General features: G+C 69.1%; 21 protein-coding genes and 2 pseudogenes. 14 read left to right on the top strand and 9 right to left on the bottom strand.

Annotated features, from left to right (window positions below; genetic code table 11):
- Nucleotides 1-109: 109 nt before the first annotated feature.
- Both QOL88_RS38320 and QOL88_RS38315 read left to right on the top strand, forming a co-directional pair.
- The gene (locus tag QOL88_RS38320; protein WP_283445920.1) at nt 110-1,105 is read left to right on the top strand and encodes an NADP-dependent oxidoreductase; all 996 of its coding nucleotides are present in this window, start codon (nt 110-112) and stop codon (nt 1,103-1,105) included.
- A 48-nt stretch (nt 1,106-1,153) separates the two neighbouring features.
- Nucleotides 1,154-1,756: a TetR/AcrR family transcriptional regulator gene (locus QOL88_RS38315; protein ID WP_097222763.1), complete on the top strand. Its 603-nt coding sequence runs from the start codon at nt 1,154-1,156 to the stop codon at nt 1,754-1,756.
- A 95-nt stretch (nt 1,757-1,851) separates the two neighbouring features.
- Here QOL88_RS38315 and QOL88_RS38310 read toward each other — a convergent pair whose 3' ends face one another.
- From QOL88_RS38310 to QOL88_RS38300, 3 genes and pseudogenes are all read right to left on the bottom strand, one after another.
- Nucleotides 1,852-2,616 (bottom strand): hypothetical protein, encoded by a 765-nt coding sequence (locus QOL88_RS38310; protein WP_097222762.1) that lies wholly within the window; start codon nt 2,614-2,616, stop codon nt 1,852-1,854.
- A gap of 210 nt (nt 2,617-2,826) precedes the next feature.
- Nucleotides 2,827-3,957 (bottom strand): annotated as a pseudogene (locus QOL88_RS38305) (serine hydrolase domain-containing protein).
- Nucleotides 3,958-4,026: 69 nt separating this feature from the next.
- On the bottom strand, nt 4,027-4,698 hold the full coding sequence (locus tag QOL88_RS38300; protein ID WP_097222761.1) for a DUF4097 family beta strand repeat-containing protein: 672 nt from the start codon (nt 4,696-4,698) through the stop codon (nt 4,027-4,029).
- A 388-nt stretch (nt 4,699-5,086) separates the two neighbouring features.
- Between QOL88_RS38300 and QOL88_RS38295 the strand changes: the two genes are divergently transcribed.
- Nucleotides 5,087-7,069, top strand: coding sequence for an APC family permease (locus QOL88_RS38295; RefSeq protein WP_097222760.1), 1,983 nt, complete (start codon nt 5,087-5,089; stop codon nt 7,067-7,069).
- Nucleotides 7,070-7,522: 453 nt separating this feature from the next.
- A complete protein-coding gene (locus QOL88_RS38290; protein WP_031106884.1) occupies nt 7,523-7,693 on the top strand; it encodes a hypothetical protein in 171 nt (56 codons plus the stop codon).
- A 393-nt stretch (nt 7,694-8,086) separates the two neighbouring features.
- On the opposite strand, the gene QOL88_RS38285 is transcribed toward QOL88_RS38290, so the two are convergent.
- Both QOL88_RS38285 and QOL88_RS38280 read right to left on the bottom strand, forming a co-directional pair.
- On the bottom strand, nt 8,087-8,251 hold the full coding sequence (locus tag QOL88_RS38285; protein ID WP_179879081.1) for a hypothetical protein: 165 nt from the start codon (nt 8,249-8,251) through the stop codon (nt 8,087-8,089).
- Between the two features lie 458 nt (nt 8,252-8,709).
- Nucleotides 8,710-10,443, bottom strand: a complete 1,734-nt coding sequence (locus tag QOL88_RS38280; RefSeq protein WP_097222759.1) for a glycoside hydrolase family 6 protein — start codon at nt 10,441-10,443, stop codon at nt 8,710-8,712.
- Nucleotides 10,444-11,195: 752 nt separating this feature from the next.
- Between QOL88_RS38280 and QOL88_RS38275 the strand changes: the two genes are divergently transcribed.
- From QOL88_RS38275 to QOL88_RS38260, 4 genes and pseudogenes are all read left to right on the top strand, one after another.
- Complete coding sequence (locus tag QOL88_RS38275; RefSeq protein ID WP_097222757.1) at nt 11,196-14,114, top strand: glycoside hydrolase family 48 protein; 2,919 nt, start codon at nt 11,196-11,198, stop codon at nt 14,112-14,114.
- Between the two features lie 342 nt (nt 14,115-14,456).
- Nucleotides 14,457-15,479 (top strand): LacI family DNA-binding transcriptional regulator, encoded by a 1,023-nt coding sequence (locus tag QOL88_RS38270; RefSeq protein WP_097222756.1) that lies wholly within the window; start codon nt 14,457-14,459, stop codon nt 15,477-15,479.
- A 276-nt stretch (nt 15,480-15,755) separates the two neighbouring features.
- On the top strand, nt 15,756-16,919 hold the full coding sequence (locus QOL88_RS38265; RefSeq protein WP_097222755.1) for a GH12 family glycosyl hydrolase domain-containing protein: 1,164 nt from the start codon (nt 15,756-15,758) through the stop codon (nt 16,917-16,919).
- Between the two features lie 613 nt (nt 16,920-17,532).
- A pseudogene (locus tag QOL88_RS38260) lies at nt 17,533-17,894 on the top strand (NF041680 family putative transposase); the annotation flags it as partial.
- A 9-nt stretch (nt 17,895-17,903) separates the two neighbouring features.
- Here the strand turns inward: QOL88_RS38260 and QOL88_RS38255 are convergent.
- On the bottom strand, nt 17,904-18,686 hold the full coding sequence (locus QOL88_RS38255; protein WP_097222754.1) for a phosphotransferase enzyme family protein: 783 nt from the start codon (nt 18,684-18,686) through the stop codon (nt 17,904-17,906).
- 170 nt (nt 18,687-18,856) lie between these two features.
- On the opposite strand from QOL88_RS38255, the gene QOL88_RS38250 reads away from it, so the two are divergent.
- The 6 genes from QOL88_RS38250 to QOL88_RS38240 all read left to right on the top strand — a co-directional run bounded on the left by QOL88_RS38250 (nt 18,857) and on the right by QOL88_RS38240 (nt 21,531).
- On the top strand, nt 18,857-19,207 hold the full coding sequence (locus QOL88_RS38250) for a polyprenyl synthetase family protein (RefSeq protein WP_257028020.1): 351 nt from the start codon (nt 18,857-18,859) through the stop codon (nt 19,205-19,207).
- Nucleotides 19,208-19,495: 288 nt separating this feature from the next.
- Complete coding sequence (locus QOL88_RS38245) at nt 19,496-19,948, top strand: hypothetical protein (RefSeq protein WP_097222752.1); 453 nt, start codon at nt 19,496-19,498, stop codon at nt 19,946-19,948.
- 9 nt (nt 19,949-19,957) lie between these two features.
- Nucleotides 19,958-20,512: an nSTAND1 domain-containing NTPase gene (locus QOL88_RS39075; protein WP_373559365.1), complete on the top strand. Its 555-nt coding sequence runs from the start codon at nt 19,958-19,960 to the stop codon at nt 20,510-20,512.
- Nucleotides 20,509-20,619, top strand: coding sequence for a hypothetical protein (locus QOL88_RS38715; protein WP_349362276.1), 111 nt, complete (start codon nt 20,509-20,511; stop codon nt 20,617-20,619). Before QOL88_RS39075 ends, QOL88_RS38715 begins: the two co-directional genes overlap by 4 nt.
- On the top strand, nt 20,616-20,789 hold the full coding sequence (locus QOL88_RS38710; RefSeq protein ID WP_349362275.1) for a hypothetical protein: 174 nt from the start codon (nt 20,616-20,618) through the stop codon (nt 20,787-20,789). The genes QOL88_RS38715 and QOL88_RS38710 overlap by 4 nt, the downstream gene beginning before the upstream one ends.
- Nucleotides 20,790-20,961: 172 nt before the next feature.
- A complete protein-coding gene (locus QOL88_RS38240) occupies nt 20,962-21,531 on the top strand; it encodes a hypothetical protein (RefSeq protein WP_097222751.1) in 570 nt (189 codons plus the stop codon).
- A gap of 189 nt (nt 21,532-21,720) precedes the next feature.
- Here QOL88_RS38240 and QOL88_RS38235 read toward each other — a convergent pair whose 3' ends face one another.
- The 3 genes from QOL88_RS38235 to QOL88_RS38225 all read right to left on the bottom strand — a co-directional run bounded on the left by QOL88_RS38235 (nt 21,721) and on the right by QOL88_RS38225 (nt 25,087).
- Nucleotides 21,721-22,710, bottom strand: coding sequence for an aldo/keto reductase (locus QOL88_RS38235; protein ID WP_097222750.1), 990 nt, complete (start codon nt 22,708-22,710; stop codon nt 21,721-21,723).
- A 326-nt stretch (nt 22,711-23,036) separates the two neighbouring features.
- The gene (locus QOL88_RS38230; protein WP_143668918.1) at nt 23,037-24,035 is read right to left on the bottom strand and encodes a YdcF family protein; all 999 of its coding nucleotides are present in this window, start codon (nt 24,033-24,035) and stop codon (nt 23,037-23,039) included.
- A 266-nt stretch (nt 24,036-24,301) separates the two neighbouring features.
- Nucleotides 24,302-25,087 carry a sulfite exporter TauE/SafE family protein gene (locus QOL88_RS38225; RefSeq protein WP_097222748.1) on the bottom strand — a complete coding sequence of 262 codons (786 nt, stop codon included), beginning with the start codon at nt 25,085-25,087 and terminating at the stop codon, nt 24,302-24,304.
- Nucleotides 25,088-25,095: the final 8 nt, after the last annotated feature.

The following is a 25,095-nucleotide window of genomic DNA, read 5'->3' as shown; positions in this document are numbered from 1 at the left end:
GTTGAGTGCACTCGGGTTGAGTGAGTGAGGCAAGGCCCCATGTCATGCCGAATTGGCTGATCCGGCCTCACGCCTGGATACATAGGATGAAGACAAGGAGTGGCGCCCCATGCGAGCGTTCGTCGTCACCAAGTACAAGGAGCCGCTGCAGGAGGCGGACGTCCCCGAGCCCACCGTGGGGGAGCACGACGTGCTGGTCCGCGTGGAGGCCGCCGGGCTGAACCCGCTGGATGAGAAGATCCGCGCCGGTGAGTTCAAGCAGATCCTGCCCTACAAGCTCCCGCAGATCCTGGGCAACGACGTCGCGGGCACCGTCATCAGCGTCGGAACCGCAGTTCGCGGCTTCAAGCCCGGAGACGAGGTCTATGCCCGGCCCCACCAGGACCGCATCGGCACCTTCGCCGAGCGCATCGCCGTCGCGGAGGGCGACCTGGCGCTCAAGCCCGCATCGATCAGCATGGAAGAGGCCGGCTCACTGCCGCTGGCGGCGCTCACGGCGTGGCAGGCGCTGGTGGAGCGCGGGAAGCTGCGGCCCGGGCAGAAGGTTCTCATCCACGCCGGCGCCGGCGGGGTCGGTTCGATCGCGATCCAGCTCGCCGCGCACCTCGGCGCGAACGTCGCCACGACCGCCAGCGGTTCCAACGCGGACTTCGTGCGCGCGCTCGGCGCGGACACTGTGATCGATTACCGCACCCAGGACTTCGAGCAGCTCCTGACCGGCTACGACCTGGTGCTGGACAGCATCGGTGGGGGGACTCTCGAGAAGTCCCTGCGGGTACTCAAGCCCGGCGGCAAGGCCATCGGGATCACCGGTCCCCCGGACCCCGCGTTCGCCCGCGAGGCCGGCCTGAACCCGCTGCTGCGCCTCGCGGTCGCGGCCCTGAGCCGCAAGATCCGCAGGCAGGCCAAGAAGCTCGGCGTGACGTACGAGTTCCTGTTCATGCGCGCCAGCGGCGACCAGCTCCACCAGATCACCACCCTCATGGACCAAGGCGCGGTGCGCCCGGTCGTGGGAAAGGTGTTCCCCTTCGACCAGACCCCGCACGCGCTGCAGTCCCTGTCCAAGGGCGGCATCCGCGGCAAGGCCGTCATCCGCAACAGCTGACCCGCCGCAACCGCGACGGGCGACACAGAACACACGAGGACACCACCCATGTCTGTCGCCTCCCAGTCGGTCGGACGGCGCGAGCGGAACAAGCAGGAGAAACTCGACCGCATCGTCGCTGCCGCCAGTGAACTGTTCGCCGAACACGGCGTCGATGAGGTCACGACCCAGCAGATCGCTGACAAGGCCGACATCGGCACCGGGACTTTGTTCCTTTATGCCAAGACCAAGGGCGAACTCCTCCTCCTTGTCCAGAACGCCAAGTACGTCGAAGCACTTGAGCAGGGCCGGGCGGACGCCGAGGCCATCCCAGGCGTGCTGGACGCGGTGCTGGCGATCGTCCGGCCGATCGTCGAGTGCAACCGCATCCAGATCGACAACGGACGCACCTACCTGCGAGAGATGGTCTTCGGCGACCCCGAGGAGCCCCGGCACGGCGCAGCACTCGCCATCGTCGCGCAGACCGAAGAGGCCGTCGCCGCCGTGCTGCGCCGAGACGAGCGGGTCGCAGAGGGCGACGCCGCGACGCTGGCACACATCGTGTCCGCCGTGATGTTCCTCAGCATGGCGGCAGGCGTGAACATCGCCTTGAGCGTCGAGGAGATCGTGCAGGACATCCGCAGGCAGGTCGACGTCCTGCTGCCTCGCTGAAGCGCGGCCCAGCCCGGTACAGCACTACGCCCGGGCCCGCGGGTGGACCACCGGTGCGGAGGCTTCACCCGCCCGAGGCACGCACGCGGTTGTTGTCACCCGGTCCCGGGACGAAAGCGTGAGAGCCAACCGCCCTCGGCCCTCTGCTCGTGCGTGGCCTGCTCGGCTTGGCGTTCGGCGGTGATGGCCCGCTGCTTGCAGCCGTTGCACAAGTGCGGGTGGGTCTCCCGTGGGGCGTCCCATCCGGCGGGGTCGATGGCCTTCCACCGTTCGTCGGTGAACTTCGCTCCGCAGCTGGCGCACACGGGACGGCGGGCCTCCCGCTCGGCCCGCTTCTGTTCGGCCGCGCGGCGCTGCTGCTCCTTGTACTCCCACTCGCGGGCTTCGTACTCGGCTTGCTGGCGGGCGTCGTGGGCTTCGCGGCGCGGGTTGCCGATCGCCTCGAGGAGGGTCTGGTTGTGCGGGCGGCCGAAGCGCCGGAAGATCGCTCCGGCCGGGCCGTGCTCTTGGAGCTGCTTCGTGCCGGTGACGACGATGGGGAGCTTGCCGTCGTACATGTGGAAGCCGTCGTCGTACGCCTCGCCTTGCCATTGCCTTTGGGTGAGCTCGGCCAGCTGCGCAATGACGGTGTTGGGGTTGCGCGGGCCGACGCGGTTGAAGACGAGCAGCAGCGGCGGGTTCGGCTGACCACCGCGGCGGCCGTCGGGCACCCACCAGCGGGTGCGCCACATCGGTCGCTCCTTGCCGTCGACGTCCTTCACCTTCCGCCGGCAGAACCGCATGTACTTGTCGATCTTCGCGGCGAGGACCTGCGCGGACTCGAAGCAGTTGTCGATCTCCACGAACGCCTGCACCGCCACTACACCGATCTCTCCCCCACCGACCTCCCCCTCCTTACACGGCCGTCGCCATGAACGGCAGCACGGCGCGACGGCCCGGCCGACGCGCGACACCGGGCGAGCGCCCCAATCGCCGGCCGCGCTCGCGCCGTCCGTCGCCCTTACCCGCAACTCCAGCCAGAGGCATGGGCAAAGCAGCCGCCACGGGGACGTCAGGCGCTCGGCACTTGTCTACTGAACCGACTCGGCCGCGCCTGCCGATCCTGCCTGCCCACCGCCGAATACCTCCCTGACGAGCCTTTGCGTCGCCTTGTGAAACGCCTCTGCCATGGACAGTGCCGCGTCGTCGACGTAGTTCAGCGCCGCGGTCAGGGTTCTGCTGCCGTCGGGCGTGCTGTACATCAGCGCAGCGTGGCCTGCCATGCCGCCGTTGTGGGTGATGACGGTGCCGCCGTTTTCACCTGCGTCCTGCACGAACACCCCCAGGCCGTAGCCGGTTTTGGAATGTGGCGTGCACATCTCGGCCAGCAGCGGAGCGGGCAGCAGCTTGCCGCCCAAGAGCGCGGAGATGAAGGTGTGGAGGTCCTGGGTGGTCGAGATCATGTCTCCGCCGGTGGAGATCCAGGAGGGGTCCTGGCGGGTGACGTCGACCGTCTTGTGCTGGCCGGCGTCCTCGTACCGGTAATAGGCGTGAGGGTGCGGCCCGGGAATCCGCGCACTGTCCGGCACTACGGTGTCCAACAGCCCGAGCGGCCCCAGGATCAGCCGCTGCATCTCCTCGGCAATCGAGTGGCCGGTGGCCTTCTCGATCAGCAGCCTGGCCAGTACGTAGTTGGTGTTGGAGTAGCTCCAGTCCGTCCCCCGGCTCGAACCGTGCCGGCTTGGACAACGCCAGCCGTATCAGTTCTTCCGGTTGGTAGGTCTTGAACCGGTTGTCCACCCACTCCCGGCCGGCGGTCGTGGCGGGGATGCCCGGCGCGAACGTCCCGTCGTCGTAGTGCTCACCGGTGAAGTTGAAGATGCCGCTGGTGTGCTGCAGCAGCATCCGTAGCGTGATCCGCTCGTCCAGGGCGAAGTCGGGCAGGTAGTCGGCCGCCGGGGCGTCCAGCCCGATCGTGCCCTCGGCTACCAGTTGCAGCATCAGGGTCGCGGTGAAGGTCTTGGTGTTGCTGCCTATCCGGACGTGCCCGTTCGCCGGCGGCTTTGCCGTCACGCCCAGTTTGCGCACCCCTGCACTGCCGACCCATTCGCCCCGCTCGTCGTGCACGCGCATGGGGTCACTCCGATGAAGCCGGAGTCGACCATCTCCTCGATGGTTTTCCGCAGTTCCGGGCGGTCCTGGTCGGTGAGGGTGTGGGACATGGCGGTGTGCTCCTTGGAGGTCACGAGATGCAATTGAACGGTCGGGGTCGACGCGCTTGAGGGGGCCTCTTACAGGCTGCGGGCGGTGACGTCGCCGTATGCGGTGGTCGCGTGGAGGGTCAGGCCCGCGGCGGCGCCGTCGGTGTTCTTCAGCGTGTTGTGGATCCGGCCGTAGGTGGTGCCGGCGTCCAGGGATGCGGAGACGCCGTGGGCGGCGCCTACCGAGATGTCGCCGTATTCGGTGCGCAGGGTGACCGCGCCGTGGACGGCTTCGGTGATGCGGATGTCGCCTTTCTGGGTGCTGATCTTCGCGGGGCCGTTGAGACGGCCGACGGAGATGTCGCCGGCCAGGACGGTGAGGCGGGCGCTCGCGCTCTCGTCGAGTTTGACCGGGCCTTGGGCGCCCTCGAAGGTGACGTCACCGAGCCGTCCGACGCCGCGCAGTTCGGCGGCGGCAGCCTTGGCCTCGAGGTGTGAGCCGGCGGGCAGCTGGACCGTCACCTCGACGGCTCCGAAGGCGCCGAGGATCCGGTTCTTCGCCGCGGGGGCCTCGATCCGCAGGACGCCGTCGGCGTAGGCGACCTCGATCTGATCCGCGGCCTTCACGTCGCGGCTCTTGGAGGGCTCGGCGGGCAGGATCTCCACGGTGGTGTCGGTCCGGTCGGCGGCGATGAACCGGATGCGGCCCGCGGGGACGTCGAGGACGGTGGAGACGGGGGCGGGGGTGTGGAACTGCTGCATGGTGCTCTCCTTCGAACCGTTGTTTCCGACGACGGAAAAGCTACGTTGCATTCACCAATCATGCAACGCACTCATTGCGAAGTGAAGCTATTTATGCAGCTCAAAGCCCAGAAGTCATTGAATGACTATGAGCAGTAATGCAACACCCGACAGGGCTCGTTGCAATGGAATGAGAATGAACGCTACCGCCCGGTCCGGAAGAGACGCCGGACCCGGCACAGCGGCCCGCGGGGCCGGGCGGCTACTGCGGGACCTCGAGCGGATCGCACAGGGATGCCTCGGGAACTGTGTGGCAGGAGTGGAAGGACACATACTCAGTGATCGTTGCTATGCCGTCTGAGTGACTGCTGCGACTGACTCGATGGTCAGAAGGAAGGGTGTGGGGGATATGGGTGACGCGGACCAGCCGGTGATGCCGGAGGTGGTGGACAGTCCCGCGTTGCGGACACAGCCGACGGGCGCGGCGGCGCGATGGTTGCTGCGTCACCGGGTGCAGCCGGTCGGGCCGGCGGCCGGGGAGAGTCATGCCGAGGCGCATCCGTGGTGGAAGGTGATGTGCCTGACCGGGGTCGACTACTTCTCCAGCCTGGCCTACGTGCCGGCGATCGCCGCTTTGGCCGCGGGAGCGGTGTCGCCGTTGGCGACGCTGCTGATCGTGGCGTTGACGTTGCTGGGGATGCTGCCGATGTACCGGAAGGTGGCCAAGCAGAGCCCGCACGGGGCGGGGTCCGTGGCCATGCTGGAGGATCTGCTGCCGTTTTGGTGGGGCAAGCTGTTCGTCCTGGTCCTGCTGGGGTTCGTGGCTACCTCGTGGATCATCACCATCACTTTGTCGACGGCGGACGCCTCGGTACACGTGGTGGAGAACCCATTCTTCCCCTCCGCACTGCACGGCCATGAGGTCGCTCTGACCGTGGCGCTGCTGCTGCTCTTGGGAGGCGTCTTCCTCCTTGGATTCAATGAGGCAGTCAGTGTCGCCATCCCGCTTGTCGCCGTCTTCCTTGTGCTCAACGCGGTCGTCATCGCAGTCGGCCTGGTCCATGTGTTCACGACGGACGGCGCGCTGACGGCCTGGACCCACGCGCTCGCCGACGGCGGAGGCGGCTTTGGTGATCTGGCCGGTCCGGCGCTGCTGGCCTTCCCGCTGCTGGTGCTGGGCCTGTCGGGTTTCGAGACCGGTGTGAGCATGATGCCGCTGATCGCGGCCAAGGGAGCCGACGACGAGCAGCGGCTGCGCTCAAGGATCCGCAATGCCCGCCGACTGCTGACGACGGCCGCTGTGATCATGAGCGTCTATCTGCTGTCGGCCAGTTTCGTCACCACGGTGCTCATCCCGCACGACGAGTTCGAGCCCGGTGGTGCGGCCAACGGCCGGGCGCTGGCCTGGCTCGCCCACGAGCACGTCGGAGAGGCGTTCGGCACCGCCTACGACATCAGCACCATCCTCATCCTGTGGTTCGCAGGCGCTTCCGCGATGGCCGGGCTGATCAACATCGTTCCCCGCTACCTGCCCGGCTACGGCATGGCACCCGAGTGGGGACGCGCGGTGCGCCCGGTGGTCCTCGTCTACACGGCCCTGTGCGTCCTGATCACCATTGCCTTCGACGCCGACGTCAACGCCCAGGCCGGTGCCTACGCCACCGGGATCCTGGCGATGATGGTCTCCGCCGCCTTCGCCGTCACCGTCTTCGTCGCACGCAACCGCCGACGCGTGGCAACCGTCGGCTTCGCCCTGCTCACCGCGGTCCTGTTCTACGCCCTGGGTGCCAACATCATCGACAAGCCCGACGGCATCGCCATCTCCGGCTTCTTCATCCTGGGCATCATCATCGTCTCGCTCGTCTCCCGCGTCGCACGCACCACCGAACTGCGCGCCGACCGCCTCGTCTTCGACGAGTCAGCCCGCCGGTTCATCGCCGACACCCTCGCCCACGACCAGTCCATCAACATCATCGCCAACCGCCGCCAGGCCGGCGACAAGGCCGAATACTCCGCCAAGGAACGCGAACAACGCGGAACCAACCCGGTACCGGGTCTCGCTGACGTGCTCTTCCTCGAGATCGACGTCGTCGACCCGTCCGACTTCAGCGAAACCCTCACCGTCCACGGCGTCGAGGTCGACGGCTATCGCATTCTGCGCGCCGAGGCGCCGGCCGCGCCCAACGCCATCGCCGCCATCCTCCTTGCTCTGCGCGATGCCACCGGTGTGCGGCCGCACTGCTACTTCGCCTGGGCCGAAGGCAGCCCGCTCAAGCACATGTTCCGCTACTTCCTCCTGGGCCGCGGTGACACCGCCCCGGTCACCCGAGAGATCATCCGCAGCAACGAACCCGACCCCGACCGACGCCCCGGCATCCACGTCGGCAGCTGAACCCGAGGCACGCGATATTCGACGCCCAGCGACCGAAAGGCAGCCGCAGCCATGACAAGGCGGCACCGGCACGACCGCGGCATCCGGCGCACCCAATACCTCCTGCTGACCCTCATGACCGCCCTGGAACCGCCGGGTTTCTCACCGACTCCATGTGGCTGCTGGGACTCGCCGCCTGGGCCCTGATCACAGCCGGCCTCATCGAAATGATCTACCGGCCCTGAGCCCTGCGGGCACTGGGGGGGGTGTTCGGCTCCCCAGTGCCCTGCTGCCGATCTCGCGGTCTGCGCTGTGCGACGGAAAAGGCGCGGACGGGCACACGCCTGGCGGCCGGGAGGCGGACGTGGGTGACGAAACTGAGCCCAGTTCCCGCAAGAAGGGTGAAGAAACCAGGCAGATCGGCCGCGTGTTCTTCGAATCGCCGGGCACAAGGAGCGACGGAGGTTGATAACTATGGTTCCCCTGCTTCTCGTCCTGCTTCTGGCTCTGATCCTCTTCGGTGCGGGCTTCGCGCTGAAGGCACTGTGGTGGATCGCCGTCATCGTGCTGGTCGTCTGGCTGCTTGGCTTCGTACTGCGCAGCGCGGACACAGGCGGCCGTAAGGGCCGCTGGTATCGCTGGTAACCCACCACACAGCCACCAGCCTGTGGGCCTCGGGAACACCCGGGGCCCACAGGCATGCCCGGCCTCATGACATCTCCCCGGGCAAACGGTGTAAGCAACACGTTCCCGGGCACAGAACCTCATAGCTGGGGTCCGGTGACGCAGCGGAACCTGCACCTCCAACCACCGGCCCCAGCCACACCTCAATCCCACAAGGCGTGACCACCTGCCAGCCCATCAACAGCACGCACGGATGGAATACAAGGAGCCATGCACCGCCATCCGCCCGGAACGCTCCACTTCGCACCACGCCAAGAAAGCCTCCCCGTGCATCGCGCGGCGTCTCACATGATGACGAGCCGACCGCTGAGTTGTCTCCCAGCAGTTCCATAGCCAGTCGCCTCCGGGGGTGGGCTAGAGGGAGCAGGTGGCGTTCACCCGTGCTGCCCCTGTCACTCCGGGTATTCGACAGGGTGCGGGGTCCAGGAGGCGGGTGAGGTGGCCGAGTGCGAGCAGGGTGAAGACATTGGTGATCAGGAGGGCGTAGGGGCGCTGAGCGGCGTTGGTGTTGTCCTGCACGGTGAGTACCTCGCCGGGGCGCTCGAGGACGCGTCCGGTCGCGGTGCCGCGGTCGGCCCACTTCCACGTGCTGCCGTCCCACTGTCGTCGACGTCCCGATCATGGACGACCTGGCTGCGTTCAGTGGCGACTTCGTCCTGACCGTCGATCGCGCCTGGGCCCTCGTACGCAACTTCCTCCAGACGGGGGCGCATGACGAACTGGGCGAGTGACTTCCGGCTCCATTGCGCCAACGGGGGAGAGCAAGAAGCCGCCGACCATCGGCGCGAGGCCCACTGCCCGAGACTGGGACCGCCGTTGTCAGACGCCGAGTCGCCGAGACAGTCCACGGACGTGACTCGGTGACCCGGCCCACCTCACGCACAGCAGGTCGTCGGCACCGCCGCGGGAACCGCCGGGATCAGTCCTTCAGCCCTGCCGAGCGGGACCGACCCCGGCACACTCACCGTGTCAGCGCGTCATGACAGCGGCGGGTAGGCGTTCCGCACCAGCTGCTGGAACTGGGCGGAGAACCACTGCCCGGCCAGCGGCGAGTTCGGCAAGGAGCCCGTGGGGTTGTTGCCGTTGCGCGGGTTGCCGCCGTACGTCGGGTCGCACATCCGGTCGAAGCCCTTGCCCTCGTCGTTCGGGATGGGAGCGCTGTTGCCGTCCGACTCCCCCGGCGGCTTGACCCACACATAGGCGTCGATGCCGGCGGCCGGAGCCGCGGTCGGCCGTTCGCCGATGCCCGCGCCGCTCTGGTTGCACCAGTTTCCGGCGTGGATGCGCCGGTCGATGCGGCTGCCGTCGACGTAGCCGTCGACGGTGGTCTGCGGCCCGGGGCCGCTGGGCCGGGCGGAGCCGCCCCAGCCGTTGCGCGAGGTGTCGATCAGCATGCCGAGCCCCGAGTCGAACCCGGCCGCGACGAGTTTGTCGCGCATCGCCTGGGCGAAGGACTGCTCGTCCACGTACTGGTTCCAGTCCACCCACTTCGACTGACGTATGGTCTGACCGCCCACCGTGTCGGTGACCTTGTAGTGCGGCTCCTTGGTGGGGCTGTAGTTCGCGGTGTTGACGATGAAGCCGGCCACGTCCTTCACGCTCGCGCCGTTCGTCGTCGCCACCTTGTGGAACTGCTGCACCGCGGGGCCGAGGTTGCTGTCCCAGCCGAGCCAGCCGTGGTGGGCGGCGTCGATGTAGTTGTAGACGTTGGGGATGGCGCCCAGCTTGTCCAGGGCGTAGCTGACGCCCTTCTCGTAGTTGCCGTTGCCCTTCATGGTCACGCAGGCGTCGGTGGTGGTGGGGGTGCCACCCGCGTTGGTGACCAGGTTGGGCAGCGAGTCGGGCTCGATGACGGTGGCGATCCGCAGGCCCGCGTACTTGGATTCGGACAGGATCGACACAATGGGGTCGATGTACTGGGACTTGTACTTGTCGAGATCGTTGGGCCCGAGCTCGCCGTTGGAGGCGAGGGCGGCGCAGTCGCGGCCGGGCAGGTCGTAGATGACCAGCTGGACGACGAGCTCCCCCGAGCCCTTCTGCTTCAGTGCCTCGTCGAGGTGGGCGCGCAGCCCCATGCCGCCCTTGACGCCGTTGATGGCGGCGATCCTGTCGAGCCAGACGGCGGTGGGCTGGTTGGCGATCTTGCTGCCACCCGGCTCGGCGGCGGCCTTGGCGGACCACTCGGGGTTCACGTAGACCTTGGCGCCAGTGTAGGGGTTGTTGGCCTTGCCGGACGGGGTGCCGGGGTCGGTCGGTCCCGGGTCGGTCGGTCCCGGGTCAGTGGGGCCGCCGCCGTCGACGTTGCAGGTGACGCCGTCGAGCGTGAACGTGGCGGGCACGCTGTTGGTGCCGCTGTAGGTGCCGTTGAAGCCGAAGCTGACCGAGCCGCCGCTCGCGAGGCTGCCGTTGTAGCCCTCGTTGGCGACGGTGACGTCCGCGCCGTTCTGGCTGACCTTCCCGTTCCAGCCGTTGGTGACCTTCTGGTTGCCGGCGTACGACCACTTCACCGTCCAACCCGACTTGGCGGCCGCGTTGTTGGTGATGGTCACGGCGGCGGTGAAGCCGGTGTCCCACTGGCTCTGCACCTTGTAGTCGACGGTGCAGGGCACGGCCGAGGTGGCTGCGCCGGCCTGGCCGACGAGCAACGCCGTCCCCGTCGTCCCGGCGACCAGCGCCATGGCGGCGAGCAGGGATGTCCTGGTGTGACTCATGAGTGCGGGCTTCCTTCTCTCGAGGGGCCTTGCGGATGGAGGGCGCGCGGATGCTCGCGATGCCCGGCGTTTCAGGCGGTGACTGCGCCGTCGCAGGCCGAGTGCGGCGACGGACCGTATGAGCAGTGCCGTGGGTTCGTGGTCCGGCACGGGTGGAGCGGCTCGCGGTCGTCGGGCCACGTCACGCCCGGGCCGACGAAGGGAGGCGACCCCTTCGTCGCGGCGCGGTGCGCACGGCCGTGCGGTGGTGTCCGAAGGGGCCGGTCGGCGAGGCCCGGTCGGACGCGGCGTGGTCCAGGTCCGGCAACGGCGTCACGGTCGTCGATCGGCTCACGACCCTGGTAGCCGCTGTGCCGCCGGCTGATGACGGTGTGTCCCACCGTGCTCTCGGCCGTGGCTCCCCGGGCCGGGAACAGCGGCAGGACCACGCTCGGGACGAGCGCAACTGGACCGTCGCTGACTAAAAGAACTGAATGCGGGGGGTGTCGCATGAGCGAGTCCTTACAGCTTGGCGCGCCGCTACGGACGCGTCGAGTGATGGAACCGCTCCCACTGGTGGAGAGGAAGTTAGCGCCAACCGGCCAGGTTTCATAGGGGCCTTGCGAAACTTTCGCTTCCACCGGCCCAGTTCGAACTTTGAACGCCTCAACATCTTGACCGCACCCGCCTTCATCCCCACGATGGGAGCGCTCCCACTGGATTCAGGCTTTGGCACCTCTCCGCGAACCGCGTGACGCAAGGAGGAACAGCACATGGATCCCGGACGCAAACGCAGAGCCGCACGACGGCTCTGGACCGCCGTCGCCGCCGCCTTCGCCCTTCCCCTGTCGATGCTCGCCACCGGCACGACCACCGCGAACGCGGCGTCCGTGCAGTGCAGCGTCGACTACAAGGCCAACGACTGGGGTTCCGGCTTCACCGTCGACCTCACCCTCACCAACCGCGGCACCGCCGCGATCGACGGCTGGACTCTGACCTACGGCTACTCGGGCAATCAGAAGCTCGCCAACGGGTGGAACGGCAGCTGGTCCCAGGCCGGGCAGGCCATCACCGTCAAGAACGCCTCGTACAACGGCACCATCGCCGCGGGCGGCGCGGTCTCCACGGGAGCCCAGTTCAGCTACAGCGGCAGCAACACCGCGCCGACCGACTTCGCGGTCAACGGCACCCGTTGCGTCGGCGCCCACCAGCCGCCGATCACCGTGCTGACCAGCCCGGCCGCCGGTGCGGTCTACTCGCGCGGTGACGCCGTGCCGCTCGCGGCGACCGCCGCGGCCGCGGACGGCGCGACGATCAGCAAGGTGGAGTTCTACGACGACACCACGCTGCTGGGCACGGACACCAGCGCGCCCTACACGCACTCCGCTTCTGGCTTGACCGTGGGCAGTCATTCCCTGCTGGCGAAGGCCTACGACAGCCAGGGCGCCTCGGCGGAGTCCACCCCGGTCGGCATCACGGTCGCCTCGGGCCCCGCCGTGATGGCCTCGACCACGCAACTCGCCGTCCACCAGGGCAAGACGGCGACATACGACGTGAAGCTCTCGACCCAGCCGTCGTCCAACGTGACCGTCACGACCTCCCGGACCGGCGGCAACTCGGGGCTGTCCGTCACGGGCGGCGCGTCACTCACCTTCACCCCGTCGAACTGGAGCACCGCCCAGAAGGTGACCGTCGCCGCGGACAACTCCGGCACGGGGGCGGCGACCTTCGAGTCGACAGCCCCTGGGCACGGCAAGGCGGCGGTGACGGTCACCCAGATCGCGGCGTCCAAGGGATACGACGCCCGGTTCCTGGACCTCTACGGAAAGATCACCAACCCGGCCAACGGCTACTTCTCCCCCGAGGGCATCCCCTACCACTCGGTCGAGACGCTGATCGTCGAGGCCCCGGACCACGGCCACGAGACCACGTCCGAGGCATACAGCTACCTCCTGTGGCTCCAGGCCATGTACGGGAAGATCACCGGCGACTGGACCAAGTTCAACGGCGCCTGGGAGATCATGGAGAAGTACATGATCCCCACCCACGCCGACCAGCCGACCAACTCCTTCTACAACGCCTCCAAGCCGGCCACCTACGCGCCCGAGGAAGACACCCCCGACCGGTATCCGACGGCGCTCGACCCGTCCGTGGCCGCCGGTTCGGACCCGCTCGCCGGTGAGCTGAAGTCGGCCTACAACACGGACGACGTCTACGGCATGCACTGGATCCAGGACGTCGACAACACCTACGGCTTCGGCAACACCCCGGGCGGCACGTGCGAAGCCGGCCCGTCGGAGACCGGACCGTCGTACATGAACACCTTCCAGCGCGGCCCGCAGGAGTCGGTGTGGGAGACGGTGCCGCAGCCGACCTGCGACGCCTTCAAGTACGGCGGCAAGAACGGCTACCTGGATCTGTTCACCGGGGACAAGTCGTACGCCAAGCAGTGGAAGTACACCACCGCCCCGGACGCCGACGCGCGTGCGGTGCAGGCCGCCTACTGGGCGGACCTGTGGGCGAAGCAGCAGGGCAAGGGCTCGGCCGTGTCGGGCACGGTCGCCAAGGCGGCCAAGATGGGCGACTACCTGCGCTACTCCATGTACGACAAGTACTTCAAGAAGATCGGCAACTGCGTCGGCCCCTCGGCCTGCCCGGCCGGCACCGGCAAGGACGCCTCGCACTATCTGATGTCCTGGTACTACGCCTGGGGCGGCTCCACCGACACCAGCGGAGGCTGGGCCTGGCGGATCGGATCCAGCTTCGCGCACAGCGGCTATCAGAACCCGCTGGCCGCATACGCGCTCAGCTCCCACGCCGACCTGAAGCCCAAGTCCTCCACCGGCGTGGCCGACTGGAGCAAGTCACTCCAGCGGCAGATGGAGTTCTACCGCTGGCTGCAGTCGAGCGAGGGCGCGATCGCCGGCGGCTCGACCAACAGCTGGGCGGGCCGCTACGCGACCCCGCCTTCGGGCAAGTCGACGTTCTACGGCATGTACTACGACCAGCAGCCCGTCTACCACGACCCGCCGTCCAACCAGTGGTTCGGCTTCCAGGCATGGTCGATGGAGCGCGTCGCCGAGTACTACCAGCAGACGGGGGACGCCTCCGCGAAGGCGATCCTCGACAAGTGGGTCAAGTGGGCGCTGTCCAAGACCACGATCAACCCCGACGGCACCTACCAGATTCCCTCCACCCTCCAGTGGTCGGGCCAGCCCGACACCTGGAACGCGTCAAGTCCCGGCGCGAACAGCGGACTTCACGTCACCGTCGCCGACTACACCAACGACGTCGGCGTGGCGGCCGCGTACGCCAAGACCCTGACGTACTACGGCGCCAAGTCCGGTGACGCGAAGGCGAAGTCGACGGCGAAGGCGCTGCTGGACGGAATGTGGGACCACTACCAGGACAGCCTCGGCATCGCTGTCCCCGAGACCCGCACCGACTACAGCCGCTTCAACGACAAGCTCTACGTGCCGAGCGGTTGGACCGGCAAGATGCCGAACGGCGAGACCATCGACTCGTCCTCGACGTTCTCCTCGATCCGGTCCTTCTACAAGAACGACCCGGCCTGGTCGAAGATCGAGGCCTACCTCAAGGGCGGCGCCGCGCCCGTCTTCACCTACCACCGGTTCTGGGCCCAGGCGGACATCGCCCTGGCCATGGGCTCGTACGCGGAACTCCTCGAGTAGCCCCCGCCGGCGATCCGCGTACGCGACCCCGTCACAAGGCGACGGGGTCACCCAGCCGGGCGGCCCCACCCTCCCAGGGGCCGCCCGGTCCCGGTCTCTTCCGACGCCTGCACGCCACCCGACTAACGGCACGGTGTTTCCCCACGCAAACGTGATCAGCAGAGCCACGAGAAGCGCGTTCCACCGTCGACCATCAGCGATAGACCGAATACCTCCCCACCAGGGCGGGAGCGCTCCCAACCCTGGGGCGCGGCGCGACCGCCTGACCCGGTGCCGTTGCCGAAGTCATGTGCTCGATTGCCTCCGGCCGGTAAGATCGGTGATCTCGTGGGGGAGGTGGTCATGGGCAGGCGACGCCCTGGGACACCGACGCTGGAGGAGGTGGCCGCCCGGGCTCGGGTGGGTCGGGGCACGGTCTCCCGCGTCATCAACAACGCGGCGGGCGTGAAGGAGTCGACCCGCCGCACCGTACAGCGGGCTATCGAGGAACTGGGCTACGTGCCCAACCTCGCGGCCCGTTCCCTGGCCGGGCGACGGGCCGACGCCGTCGCCCTGGTCATGACGGAGCCGGACTGGCGGCAGTTCTCCGAGCCGTTCTTCTCCGAGATCGTCAGCTCGCTCGGGGACGCGCTGACGGACACCGGAATACAGCTGCTGCTCACCTTGGTCCGCTCCGACGCCGAGCGGCAGCGCTTCCTCGAGTACGCCCGCGGTGGCCGGGTCGACGGTGTCCTGCTGATGTCCGTGCACGCCGGCGATCCGCTGCCGGACATGCTCGCCGAGGCCCGGATGCCGACCGTGCTGCTGGGGCGCCGCTCGGGCGACGAGTACGTCAGCTATGTCGACGCGGACAACATCGGCGGAGCCCGCAGCGCCGTCTCCCATCTTCTGCAACGGGGCCGCAGGGTCATAGCCACCATCACCGGGCCGCTCGACCTTTACGCCGCCCAGTGCCGCCTGCGCGGCTACCAGGAGGCTCTGGCGTCTGCGGGCCTGGAGGGCGAGCGGACCCGCGTCGCCGAGAGCGACTTCACGGCGGAGAGCGGACGCCGCGCCATGGCCGAGCTCATCGAACGCCATCCGGACATCGACGGCGTGGTCGCCGCGTCGGACACCACCGCCGCAGGAGCTCTGGAGGCGCTGCGCGCGGCCGGGCGCCGGGTGCCGGAGGATGTCGCCGTGATCGGTTTCGACGACTTTCCGCTGGCTCAGCGGACCGAACCGCGACTGACCACGGTTCGCCAGCCGATCGAGGAGATCGGACGGGCGATGGTCCGGCTCCTCCTGGAGGAGATGGAGGAGGGCGCCGTCGCCTGGCGTCACGTCATCCTCCGTACGGAGCTGGTGGTCCGCGACTCGACCTGACACCGGCGACGGTCCGCCCGATCAGGCGGACCGTCGCCGGTGCGCGTTCGCCGACCAAGTCCCGGGAACGGCCTCAAAGTTGGCGAGCCGCGTCTCGATGCCCTCGCCTGACCTGCGGTTGTGGAATCGGTGACGACAGGTTCATGCCGACAGTCTTGTCAGGGACCTGAAGCATCCCTACAGTCCGTGCCGATCCCCAGAATTGGGAGCGCTCCCATTCGCACGTTCCCGGGAAGCACTTCCGTTACCCCCACCCCTCCCTCGAAGAGGATCCGCATGCGTCCTTCACCCCACCATGCCCACAGCGCGCGTGGCCTGCTCGGCGCGCTGCTCACCTCGCTCGTCTCGCTCGCCGCGCTCCTGACCGCATCCTCGGTGGCGCAGGCCGACACCACGATCTGCCAACCGTTCGGTTCGACGACCATCCAGGGCCGCTACGTGGTCCAGAACAACCGCTGGGGCACCAGTGCCACCCAGTGCATCGCCGCCACCGACTCGGGGTTCAGGATCACCCAGGCAGACGGCTCCGTCCCGACGAACGGCGCTCCGAAGTCCTACCCGTCCGTCTACAACGGCTGCCACTACACCAACTGCTCGCCCGGAACCAAGCTCCCCGCTCAGCTCAGCACCATCTCGTCCGCGCCCTCGAGCATCTCCTACACCTACGTGAACGACGCGGCGTACAACGCCTCGTACGACATCTGGCTCGACCCCACGCCCCGTACCGACGGTGTGAACCGTACCGAGATCATGCTCTGGTTCAACAAGGTCGGAGGCGTCCAGCCCATCGGCTCCCCGGTGGGCTCCGCCAACGTGGCCGGGCGCGAGTGGCAGGTCTGGTCCGGCAGCAACGGCTCGAACGACGTGCTGTCGTTCGTCGCACCGTCGGCGATCACCAGCTGGAACTTCGACGTCATGGACTTCGCCCGGCACGCCGTCGCACGGGGGCTCGCGCAGAACAACTGGTACCTGACCAGCGTTCAGGCGGGATTCGAGCCCTGGCGGAACGGTGCGGGCCTCGCCGTGAACTCGTTCTCCTCCACCGTCAACACGGGCTCCTCCAGTGACCCGGGCGGCCCCGGCCCGGGCAACCCCGGCGACCCCGGCACCCCGGGAGGTTCCACGGCCTGCAAGGTGGCGTACGGGGCGAACGCCTGGCAGGGCGGTTTCACCGCCGATGTCACCATCACCAACATCGGCTCCTCCCGCGTCAGTGGCTGGAAGCTCGCGTTCACCCTCCCGTCCGGTCAGCAGATCACCAACGCCTGGAACGCGAACCTGTCCGGGTCATCAGGAGCCGTCAGCGCGAGCAATGTGGCTCACAACGCAGAAGTGGCGGCGGGCGGTCAGGTGACCTTCGGGTTCCAGGGCACCTCGAGCGGCGCCTTCGCCAAGCCCTCCGGCTTCACCCTGAACGGCACCGCCTGCACCACCGCGTGACACTCGTTCCCCCTCCGAGGGCCCGCCTGTCCCCCGCGGACAGGTGGGTCCCCGCAGGCCGCAGGCCGCAGGCCGCAGGCCGCAGGCCGCAGGCCGCAGGCCGCAGGCCGCAGGCCGCAGGGCAACCGGCAACCCGGTCACGGCCGGGCGAAGTGTTCCCGCGTCTGCCGCACCGCCCGCAAGGCGATCCAAGGCTTGGCCTGGGCACAGATGTCGAGTTCATCCAGGGCTGACCGCCGTATGCGATGTCCTGTCGGGGACGCCCTGGGGTTGCGCGGTCATCGAACTGCGTGCCTGAGAAGGCCCCTTCACGGCTTCGACGCGGCGCGGTCGCGCCGGACGCGCTCGGCCGTTTCAGTCCTCGGCTGTGGCGGTGTCCGGCCCACGCCCAACCCGCCCTGCACGTGACGCCCGGCTCACCGAGGCGGGCCCGGCCCGGTCACCGGCCGACCGGCTCGGGGTACCGCTCCCGCCGGCGGTCGGGACTGTAGGTGCCGAGCCCGCACCCACTTCTCGCGGCGCTGCCGGGCGGGCCCCCTGGCCCCGCTTCACCTGCCCGGAGTGCGGCAGCACCTGGGTACGCCGCGGACACCCCGCCAGGCAAGACGCAGCGCTCAAGCAGCCCCTCGGCTGGACCCGTCCAAGACTCCGTACACCCGAGGCGGCGGACCGGTGGACCTGGCTGCTCGTGGCCGCCCACACTCAACTCCGCCTCGCCCGCCCGCTGGCCGCAGACCTCCGCCGCCCCTGGGAGAGGCCGGCCGAGCACGGTCGACTCACCCCTGCACTCGTCCGCCGCGGGTTCAGGAACCTCCGCCCACATCTCGTCTGCCCGGCCCGTGCACCGAAACCCAACCGGCCCGGCCTCGGACGCCCGCTCGGCCCGAAGGATCAGCGCCCTGCCACCCGCTACGACGTGGGCAAGACGACCAGACGCCCGGCACCATCGCCGAACGTGACCAGGTCAGACCATGAGGAACAAGATCAGCCGGCGAGCAGGGCGTGCACCCACTGGTCTTCGCGTTGCTCGATGTATTCGGCGTCGTTTCGCCAGGCGTCCCCGTGGCCTTCAGCCCACAGCCTCGCCCAGGGTTGGACACCTTGGGCTGCCTGGTCTCGCAGGAAGTCGTGCATGGAACGCGTACGGCGCCCCAGCAGAGGGACCAACCGACGACGTTCGGACTCATCGAGACCGTACGCGTCGGCGAAGACTCGCAGTCGTTCCGCCGCGTCCGGGCGCTGCCAGTCTGGATGTGCGGACAGCGGGATGAATCCGTGAATGGCGTATGCGACATCCCACAGATGGGAGCCGGGACCTGCTGCGTCCCAGTCGATGAGGGCCCACCGCGACTCGTCTGCGACCACGAGGTTCCAGGGGGCCAGGTCGTTGTGGGCGATGATGTCACTGCCCTCGATGGGGATCAGGGTCTGCCAGTGCGCGTCGGACGGGGGCGTGAAGTCCTGCACGGCATCGTGGAAGTCGCGGATGAGGCGTGCAACGCGAGCCAGTTGTCGAGGGGGTTCCATCAGCGAGAACCGGTCGGGCCAGACCACATGTCCCGGCATGAAGGTCAGGACCTCACGTCCTTGATCGTCAATGCCGAGTGGGCGAGGCGCCGCGCTGAATCCCACCTCGTTCAGGTGGGCAAGCAGGGCATGCACGGAGGGAGTCCACGGTCCGGCCGGACGGCGAACGGTGTCGCCGACGCGAACGACACCATCACTGACGTTGCCGCCAGGCAACGGCTGTTCATCATCGTGCTGCATCGAACCAGTGTGTCGGACCAGCTCGCCACGATCACCCCATTAACCGGGGAACGTCAGAGTGCGGACAGAGGCTAAAGAACAAGCTGATCCGACGACAGCGGGGCCTGACAGGATGCCCTGCCCGGCCCCGCTACTCGTCCGTACGCTGCTCCACCCGGCGCATTCCGATCGTGGACAACTGTTCCATCCGCTCCGGCGTCGCCCCGCCCGTCAGCAAGGGCGTGCGCCCGGCCCTTGCCCTGCTGGCGTGCCGGGCGGTGGGCGCAGACCCATACTTCGCGCGGGCGGCGGCTGTGGCGGTGGCACTGGTCCGCAACGCCAGCCTGCTCCACGACGACGTCATCGACCAGGATCCGCTGCGCCGCGGCCGGCCCGCGCTCTGGGCGGCCAAGGGGATGCCGACGGCGATCCTCGCGGGCGATGCTCTGTTCTTCGCCGCTGTCCAGACCCTGGCCGAGGCACCGGACGCGGGCCGGACGGTGCCGGTGCTGCCGTCTTGCGGCGTGCTCGGGGGTGCGTAGCTGGTGCCCGCCGGACAGTACCCGGACACTGGAGTTGCCCTTGGAGTTCTCGGCTGTCCAGGCGGGTGAGTCGGAGCCGTAGCCGTAGCCGTGGGGGTTTGTCGTGGTTGCGGTGTGGTCCACGTGCCGTCCCTGCCCCGGGGTGTGGGTGGCCGTAACGGCCGTTGTGACAGCGGTGACAGGCCTGCGACAACAAAGCCCACAACTGTCGGTGGGCCTGTCCGGTCTCACTCTGCGTGGACGGCAACGAGGTGGCCGTCCGGCCATGACACCAGCAGGGGGAACAGCATGAAGTCGATCCACCACAGGGCAGCCACCGCTGGCGCCCTTGCCATTCTGGCTCTGGGCGGCACTCTCGCCGCGACCGCCCCGGCCTCGGCCGCTACCGCCGGCGCCGGCGCCGGCGCCTACAACGGGGCGTGCGGCACGGGGTACGAGGTCTTCACCTCGACTCCGGTCAAGTCCTCGCAGACCACGGTGGCCGCCACCACCTACGTGGCCTACAGTTCCGCGGACAAGCAGTGGTGCGCCGTCACGGTGCGCAGCAAGCCCGGTGCCCGCGTGTTCATGGAGGTCACCCTGGACACCTGGCCGACCGGCAGCACCCCGGCCAGGGACGCCGGCTCCTACACGACCTTCGCCGGCCCGGTGTACAAGGACCTGCCCAAGCCCGGCCTGTGCATGACCTGGAGCGGTTCGATCGACATCTACTACAACTCGGACAGTGGCCTGTGCCCCTGACCTGACGGCCTGTCGGCGTGGTCGACCTCCGGGTCGGCTGCGCGTCTCATCCGGTCCCCTCTCACGCCGCACCCCTTCCCGCCCCATGCACAGACCGCTGGACGACGACCACGGTCCGGTGGTGGCTCTGGCAGGGGCGCTGCGGGAGTTGCGCAGCCAAGCGGGCCGGCCGACGTACCGGGAGTTGGCGCGACTGACCGGCTTCTCCTCCTTGACGCTGTCGGCCGCCGGCGGCAGCTCGAGCAGCTGTCAGAGCAGGTGGGCCGGCGCCGGTTCAGCGCCGTGGTGGGTGTCTCCGGTGCGGGTAAGACGTCCTTGCTGCACGCCGGGCTCGTTCCAGCCTGGCAGGCTGAGCACCCCGACGGGCTCGTGGTGACGCTGACACCGGGGCCCCGACGGAGGAACTGCGGCAGGTCATATGCGGGCCCGCCGCCCGGCCAACGTGATGGTGGAGTCGGCACTCCTGGCTGTACTGGTGGCCCGGACCCAAGGACAGCCGGCGGTGCTTCCGCTGCTTTCCCACGCGCTGCGAGACATGGCGGCGGCGCCGGGGCAACGCCTTGACGCTGGCCGCCTTCGAGGCGACCGGCGGTATCGACGAGGCCTTCACCCGCACCGCCGAGCAGGCGTACCGCGCGCTCAACCCGGCACGGTCGACGCCCTCGCCGTGAGCCCGGACGGGCGGACCCTGGCCACAGGAAGCGAGGACTGGACTGCGCTGCTGTGGGACACCGACCCGGACCGCGTGGCCCGCCGAATGTGCCGGACCACAGACCCGGCTGACCTCACGGCGGCCGACTGGCACCGCCCACCGCCCACCGCGCCCTCGTCCTGCAGGTGATCGGGCCCCTTGTGCCCGGACGTACTCCTCCCCCGCTACTGACGCTACTGCCGTCCCGTGCTGTCCGTCCCCGCGACGACCGCTCTGAGCGCTGCTGCTCAGACCGACTGAGTAGGCGGCTGAGTAGCAGAGCGCTGCCGCGCGTCCCGCCGCGGCGGCTTTGATCAACGGCATGAAGCCCAAGATCATGGTCCCCGTGCTCGGCGTCACCCTGGTGGCGTTCTTCGGGCTGACAGCCAAGGGGTGCGAAGCGATACAGGGCGGGCCCGTGCGCAGCACCGAGGCCTTCCGTGACCATGTCCGCGCCACCACCCGGGCCGGCGAGGACGTCTACCGCGCGCTGTCCCCGGCACCCGCCAAGGAGCCGTACGCCTCCCGGCAGGACAGCTCCTCTTGCGTGGACGACTTCGGCTTCGACGACACCGGCGTCAGCCGGGACCAGCCAATCTTCGCCTGGGACCTGGATTTCACCGGCGACGACGACTACCGCACGGCGCTGGCGTCCCTTCGCAACACCTGGCGCGAAGACGGCCGTACCGTCGAGAAGGTCGACGACGGCATCGCCGCCACCCTCGACGACGGCATCCGGGTCACCCTCCACCTCGGGTACTACGACGGCGAGCCCGAGCTGCGCGCCCAGGGCATGTGTATGCGCTACCGGGACAGCTACGGCGACGCATACGACTACATGTTCGACGACAACGGGGACGGGACGGTCGACGAGTACGAGCGGCCGAACTGAGTTCCGGCTGCGCAACCACGGGTGCTCGTCGGCCGCCGGCCGGAGTCATGGGGCGTGGTCCTGGTCGGCCTTGCTGCAGTGGGCGCGTGCGGCGACCGCGACCAGCGACGCCTCCTACGGCGGTCAGGAGATCGATGCCCCCGCCGCGTTCCCCGCGGAGCCCCCGTGCGGGGTGTGCGCCCCCTCCGCCTACCGGTTGACGGACCGCATCCCTGCCTCGTCGTACCGCTCACCTGCCGCCTCGGGCAGCTCCGCGTCGATGCGGGCCAGGTCGTCCTTCGTCAGGTCGATGTCGGCGGCGGCGGCGTTCTGCTCCAGGTAGGTGCGGCGCTTGGTGCCCGGGATCGGCACCAGGTCCTCGCCCTGGGCCAGCACCCACGCAATGGCCAGCTGAGCCGGCGTCACGTCCTTCTCGGCGGCGATCTCCTTCACCTTCGCCGCCAGCCGCAGGTTCGCCTCCAGATTGGCGTCCTGAAAGCGCGGGTTCTGACGGCGCCAGTCGTTGGCGTCCAGGTCATCCGGCGAGGTGAACCGCCCGGCGAGGAAGCCGCGGCCGAGGGGCGAATACGGTACGAAGCCGATCCCCAGCTCCCTGCAGGCCGGCAGCACCTCGGCCTCCACGTCCCGCGACCACAGCGAGTACTCGCTCTGCACGGCCGTGACCGGGTGCACGGCGTGCGCACGCCGGATGGTCTGGGCGCTCGCCTCGCTCAGCCCGATGTAGCGCACCTTGCCCTCGGCGACCAGTTCGCCCAGCGCGCCGACCGTCTCCTCGATGGGCACGTTCGGGTCGACCCGGTGCTGGTAGTACAGGTCGATGTGGTCGGTTCCCAGACGCTTCAGCGAGCCGTGGACGGAGCTGCGGACGTGTTCGGCCGAGCCGTCCTGCGGGCCGACCGTGCTGATGTCGCCCGGTACCGCGTCATCCATCCGGTAGTTGAACTTCGTCGCGATCACATACTCGTCGCGGCGCCCCCGGATCGCCTCGCCGACGAGGGACTCGTTGGTGAGCGGGCCATACATCTGCGCGGTGTCGAGGAAGTTCACCCCGAGGTCGAGGGCGTGCCGTATCGTCGCGACGCCCTCCTCCTCATCGGCGGTTCCGTAGAAGGCGGACATGCCCATGCACCCCAGGCCGATGGCCGATACCTGCAATTCCCGCAGACTACGCTTCCGCATGTCGTGTCCCAGCCTTCCCTGCACGCTTGATCGTCCTTCGGGCGACACGAAGCCTCCCGTCCATCCAGGCACAGATGCCGTCACCCGGCATCCCGGGAGGAGCGGGACGCTCAGACGGCCTCGTGCGCCGTTGCATCCTCGACGCTATGACTTCGAGCGCGCTCCATGGCAAATGGGATGTGAGGAAGGCCTGACTCCGGGAGGCCACTTCCGGATGGCGCACGCCTCCGGCGTGCAAAGTCGCCGCTGGGGCCGAGTGCCCGGTGGCCTGCGTCTCCTGCGCGGTGCCGGGACGAAACAGAGTGGATAAGGTCTGCGTCGGCGCTTCAGCGCGCGAATACCGCCGTCGCCACCGGCACGGCCAGCAGCAGGCTGAGTCCGATCAGGGGGATGCGGTCCAGCCACAGGACGGCGGCGAATTCGCGCAGCGTCGCGGCCAGCCAGTAGGCGGGGGAGGTCGGCGCGCCCACGACGTGCACGGGCACGCCGACCCGGCGGGCCAGCAGGGTCGTGCGGTAGACGTGGAAGCCGCTGGTGACCACCGTGGCACGGTGGCCGGGAGTGGTGGCGTCCACGAGCGCCGCGCTGTAGCGGAGGTTCTGCCCGGTGTTGACGGAGCGGTCTTCTCGCACGATGCGGTCGGCGGGCACTCCGCGTCCGCGCAGATGGTCGGCCATCGCGTCCGCCTCGGAGCGGACCTCGTCGTCGCCCTGGCCGCCCGAGAGGACGAACACCACAGGAGGCGTGTCCGGTGCGCGGGCGGCGTCGATCGCGAGGGCGCGCTCCAGCCTGCGGGTCAGCAGCGGGCCGGGCCGGTCGCCGTTGAGCCCGGCGCCCAGGACGACGACATGGGTGGTTTCCGGCAGTGGGGTGCTACGGCCCCGGACGAACACGTAGCCGGCGAAGACGAGGAAGAGCAGAGTGAGGTATCCCGCGGCCGCGTTCACCGCGACCATGAGGGCACCGAGCGTCTCGCTGCCGACCGCGTGGAAGACCGCGTCGAGGCCGAGCACCGCCAGCACCGCGCAGCCGGCGGCCGAGGTCGCCAGCAGGGCTGCCTGCGGTCCGTAGCGCCGGACCAGGAGGACACCGTCGGCCAGTAGCAGCAGACCCAGCGCGAGCGCCAGGAGCAGGGCGGCGACGGCGAGGACGGTGGCGATGGTCGGATGGGCGGCCGCGCTGCGAACGGCCACGCCGAGTCCGGCAGAGGTCACCGCGAGGCAGAACAGGACGGCGGTGGAGAACCGGTGCGGTGCCAGCAGGGCGTTGACGACGCCGCCCGCGGCGAACACGATCGCGGCAAGGTACTCCGGGTACTCCGGCATGTGCCGCACCTCCGCCCTCCCGCTCGCCGGGCCGCTGCCCGTACCCGCCCACCCTTCGCCGCCCGCGGGTTCCCCGCCCCGGGACGGATGGCTGTCGGCCATCCTCCCAGACCTGCTGTGGTGCCCCGAACGCGGGCGGGGTGGTGGGTTCGGCGGGACCGGCGTGTCGTGGTGGTGCTGCCCGGCGGTCGCGCAGGACGCTCAGATGGACGGTGTGCCCTGTTGCCCGGTGCAGATCCGGCAGGTACGGAAGCCCCACCCGACCTTCAGGTCAGGGTCTGACCTGCGTATACGGCGCCGACGGCTGCAGCGAGGGTGCCGAGCAGGACCCGTAGGGCCCGTTCGGGTAGGTGCGGTTGGAGGCGTGCGCCAAGGTAGCCGCCGATCAGGCCGCCGGTGCCGCAGGCCAGCCCGACCCACCAGTCGGGAGCGACGTCCCCGGTGCTCACGAGCGACAGCAGCGTGTAGGCGGCGGCGCCGACTAGCGACGTGGCGAAGGTGGCGGCAAGCGCGGCCGGGGCGACAAGTGCGACGGGCAGGCCGCGTCCGACGAGGAGCGGGCCGAGCAGGGAGCCGCCGCCGATGCCGTAGATGCCGCCGACCACTCCGACCACCATGGCGAGGCCGGTGAGGGTACGTGGGGGCAACTCGCCCGCGTGCGGCGAGCGGTGACGCGCCGGGGCGAGGGTGCGCAGACACAGCCACAGGCCGAGCGGCAGCAGCAGAATGGCGATCAGGAGCCGGAAGAGGTCCGGGCCGGGAAGGGCGAAGACGCGGATGGCGGCGCCGACGACGACGCCGGGCAGAGTGCCCAGCACCAGCCGTCGGGCGAGGCCGCCGCGCAGGGCACCGTCGTGGCGGTAGCGCCACAGGGCGCCGGGGCCGGCGACGACGTTGAACAGCAGGTTGGTCGGCGTGACCGCCGGGTTGGGCACGCCGAAGAGGCTCAGCTGAACCGGTAGCAGGAACACCGCCCCCGACACGCCGACCGGGGCGGTCACGGTCGCGATCAACAGGCCGGCGGCCAGCCCTCCCGGCACAGTCCAGTCCACCGTTGCTC

It is taken from the genome of Streptomyces sp. Ag82_O1-12, from assembly GCF_900182715.1.
In the GTDB taxonomy this organism is placed as follows: domain Bacteria; phylum Actinomycetota; class Actinomycetes; order Streptomycetales; family Streptomycetaceae; genus Streptomyces; species Streptomyces massasporeus.
This window is presented reverse-complemented; position numbering and strand designations above follow the sequence as displayed.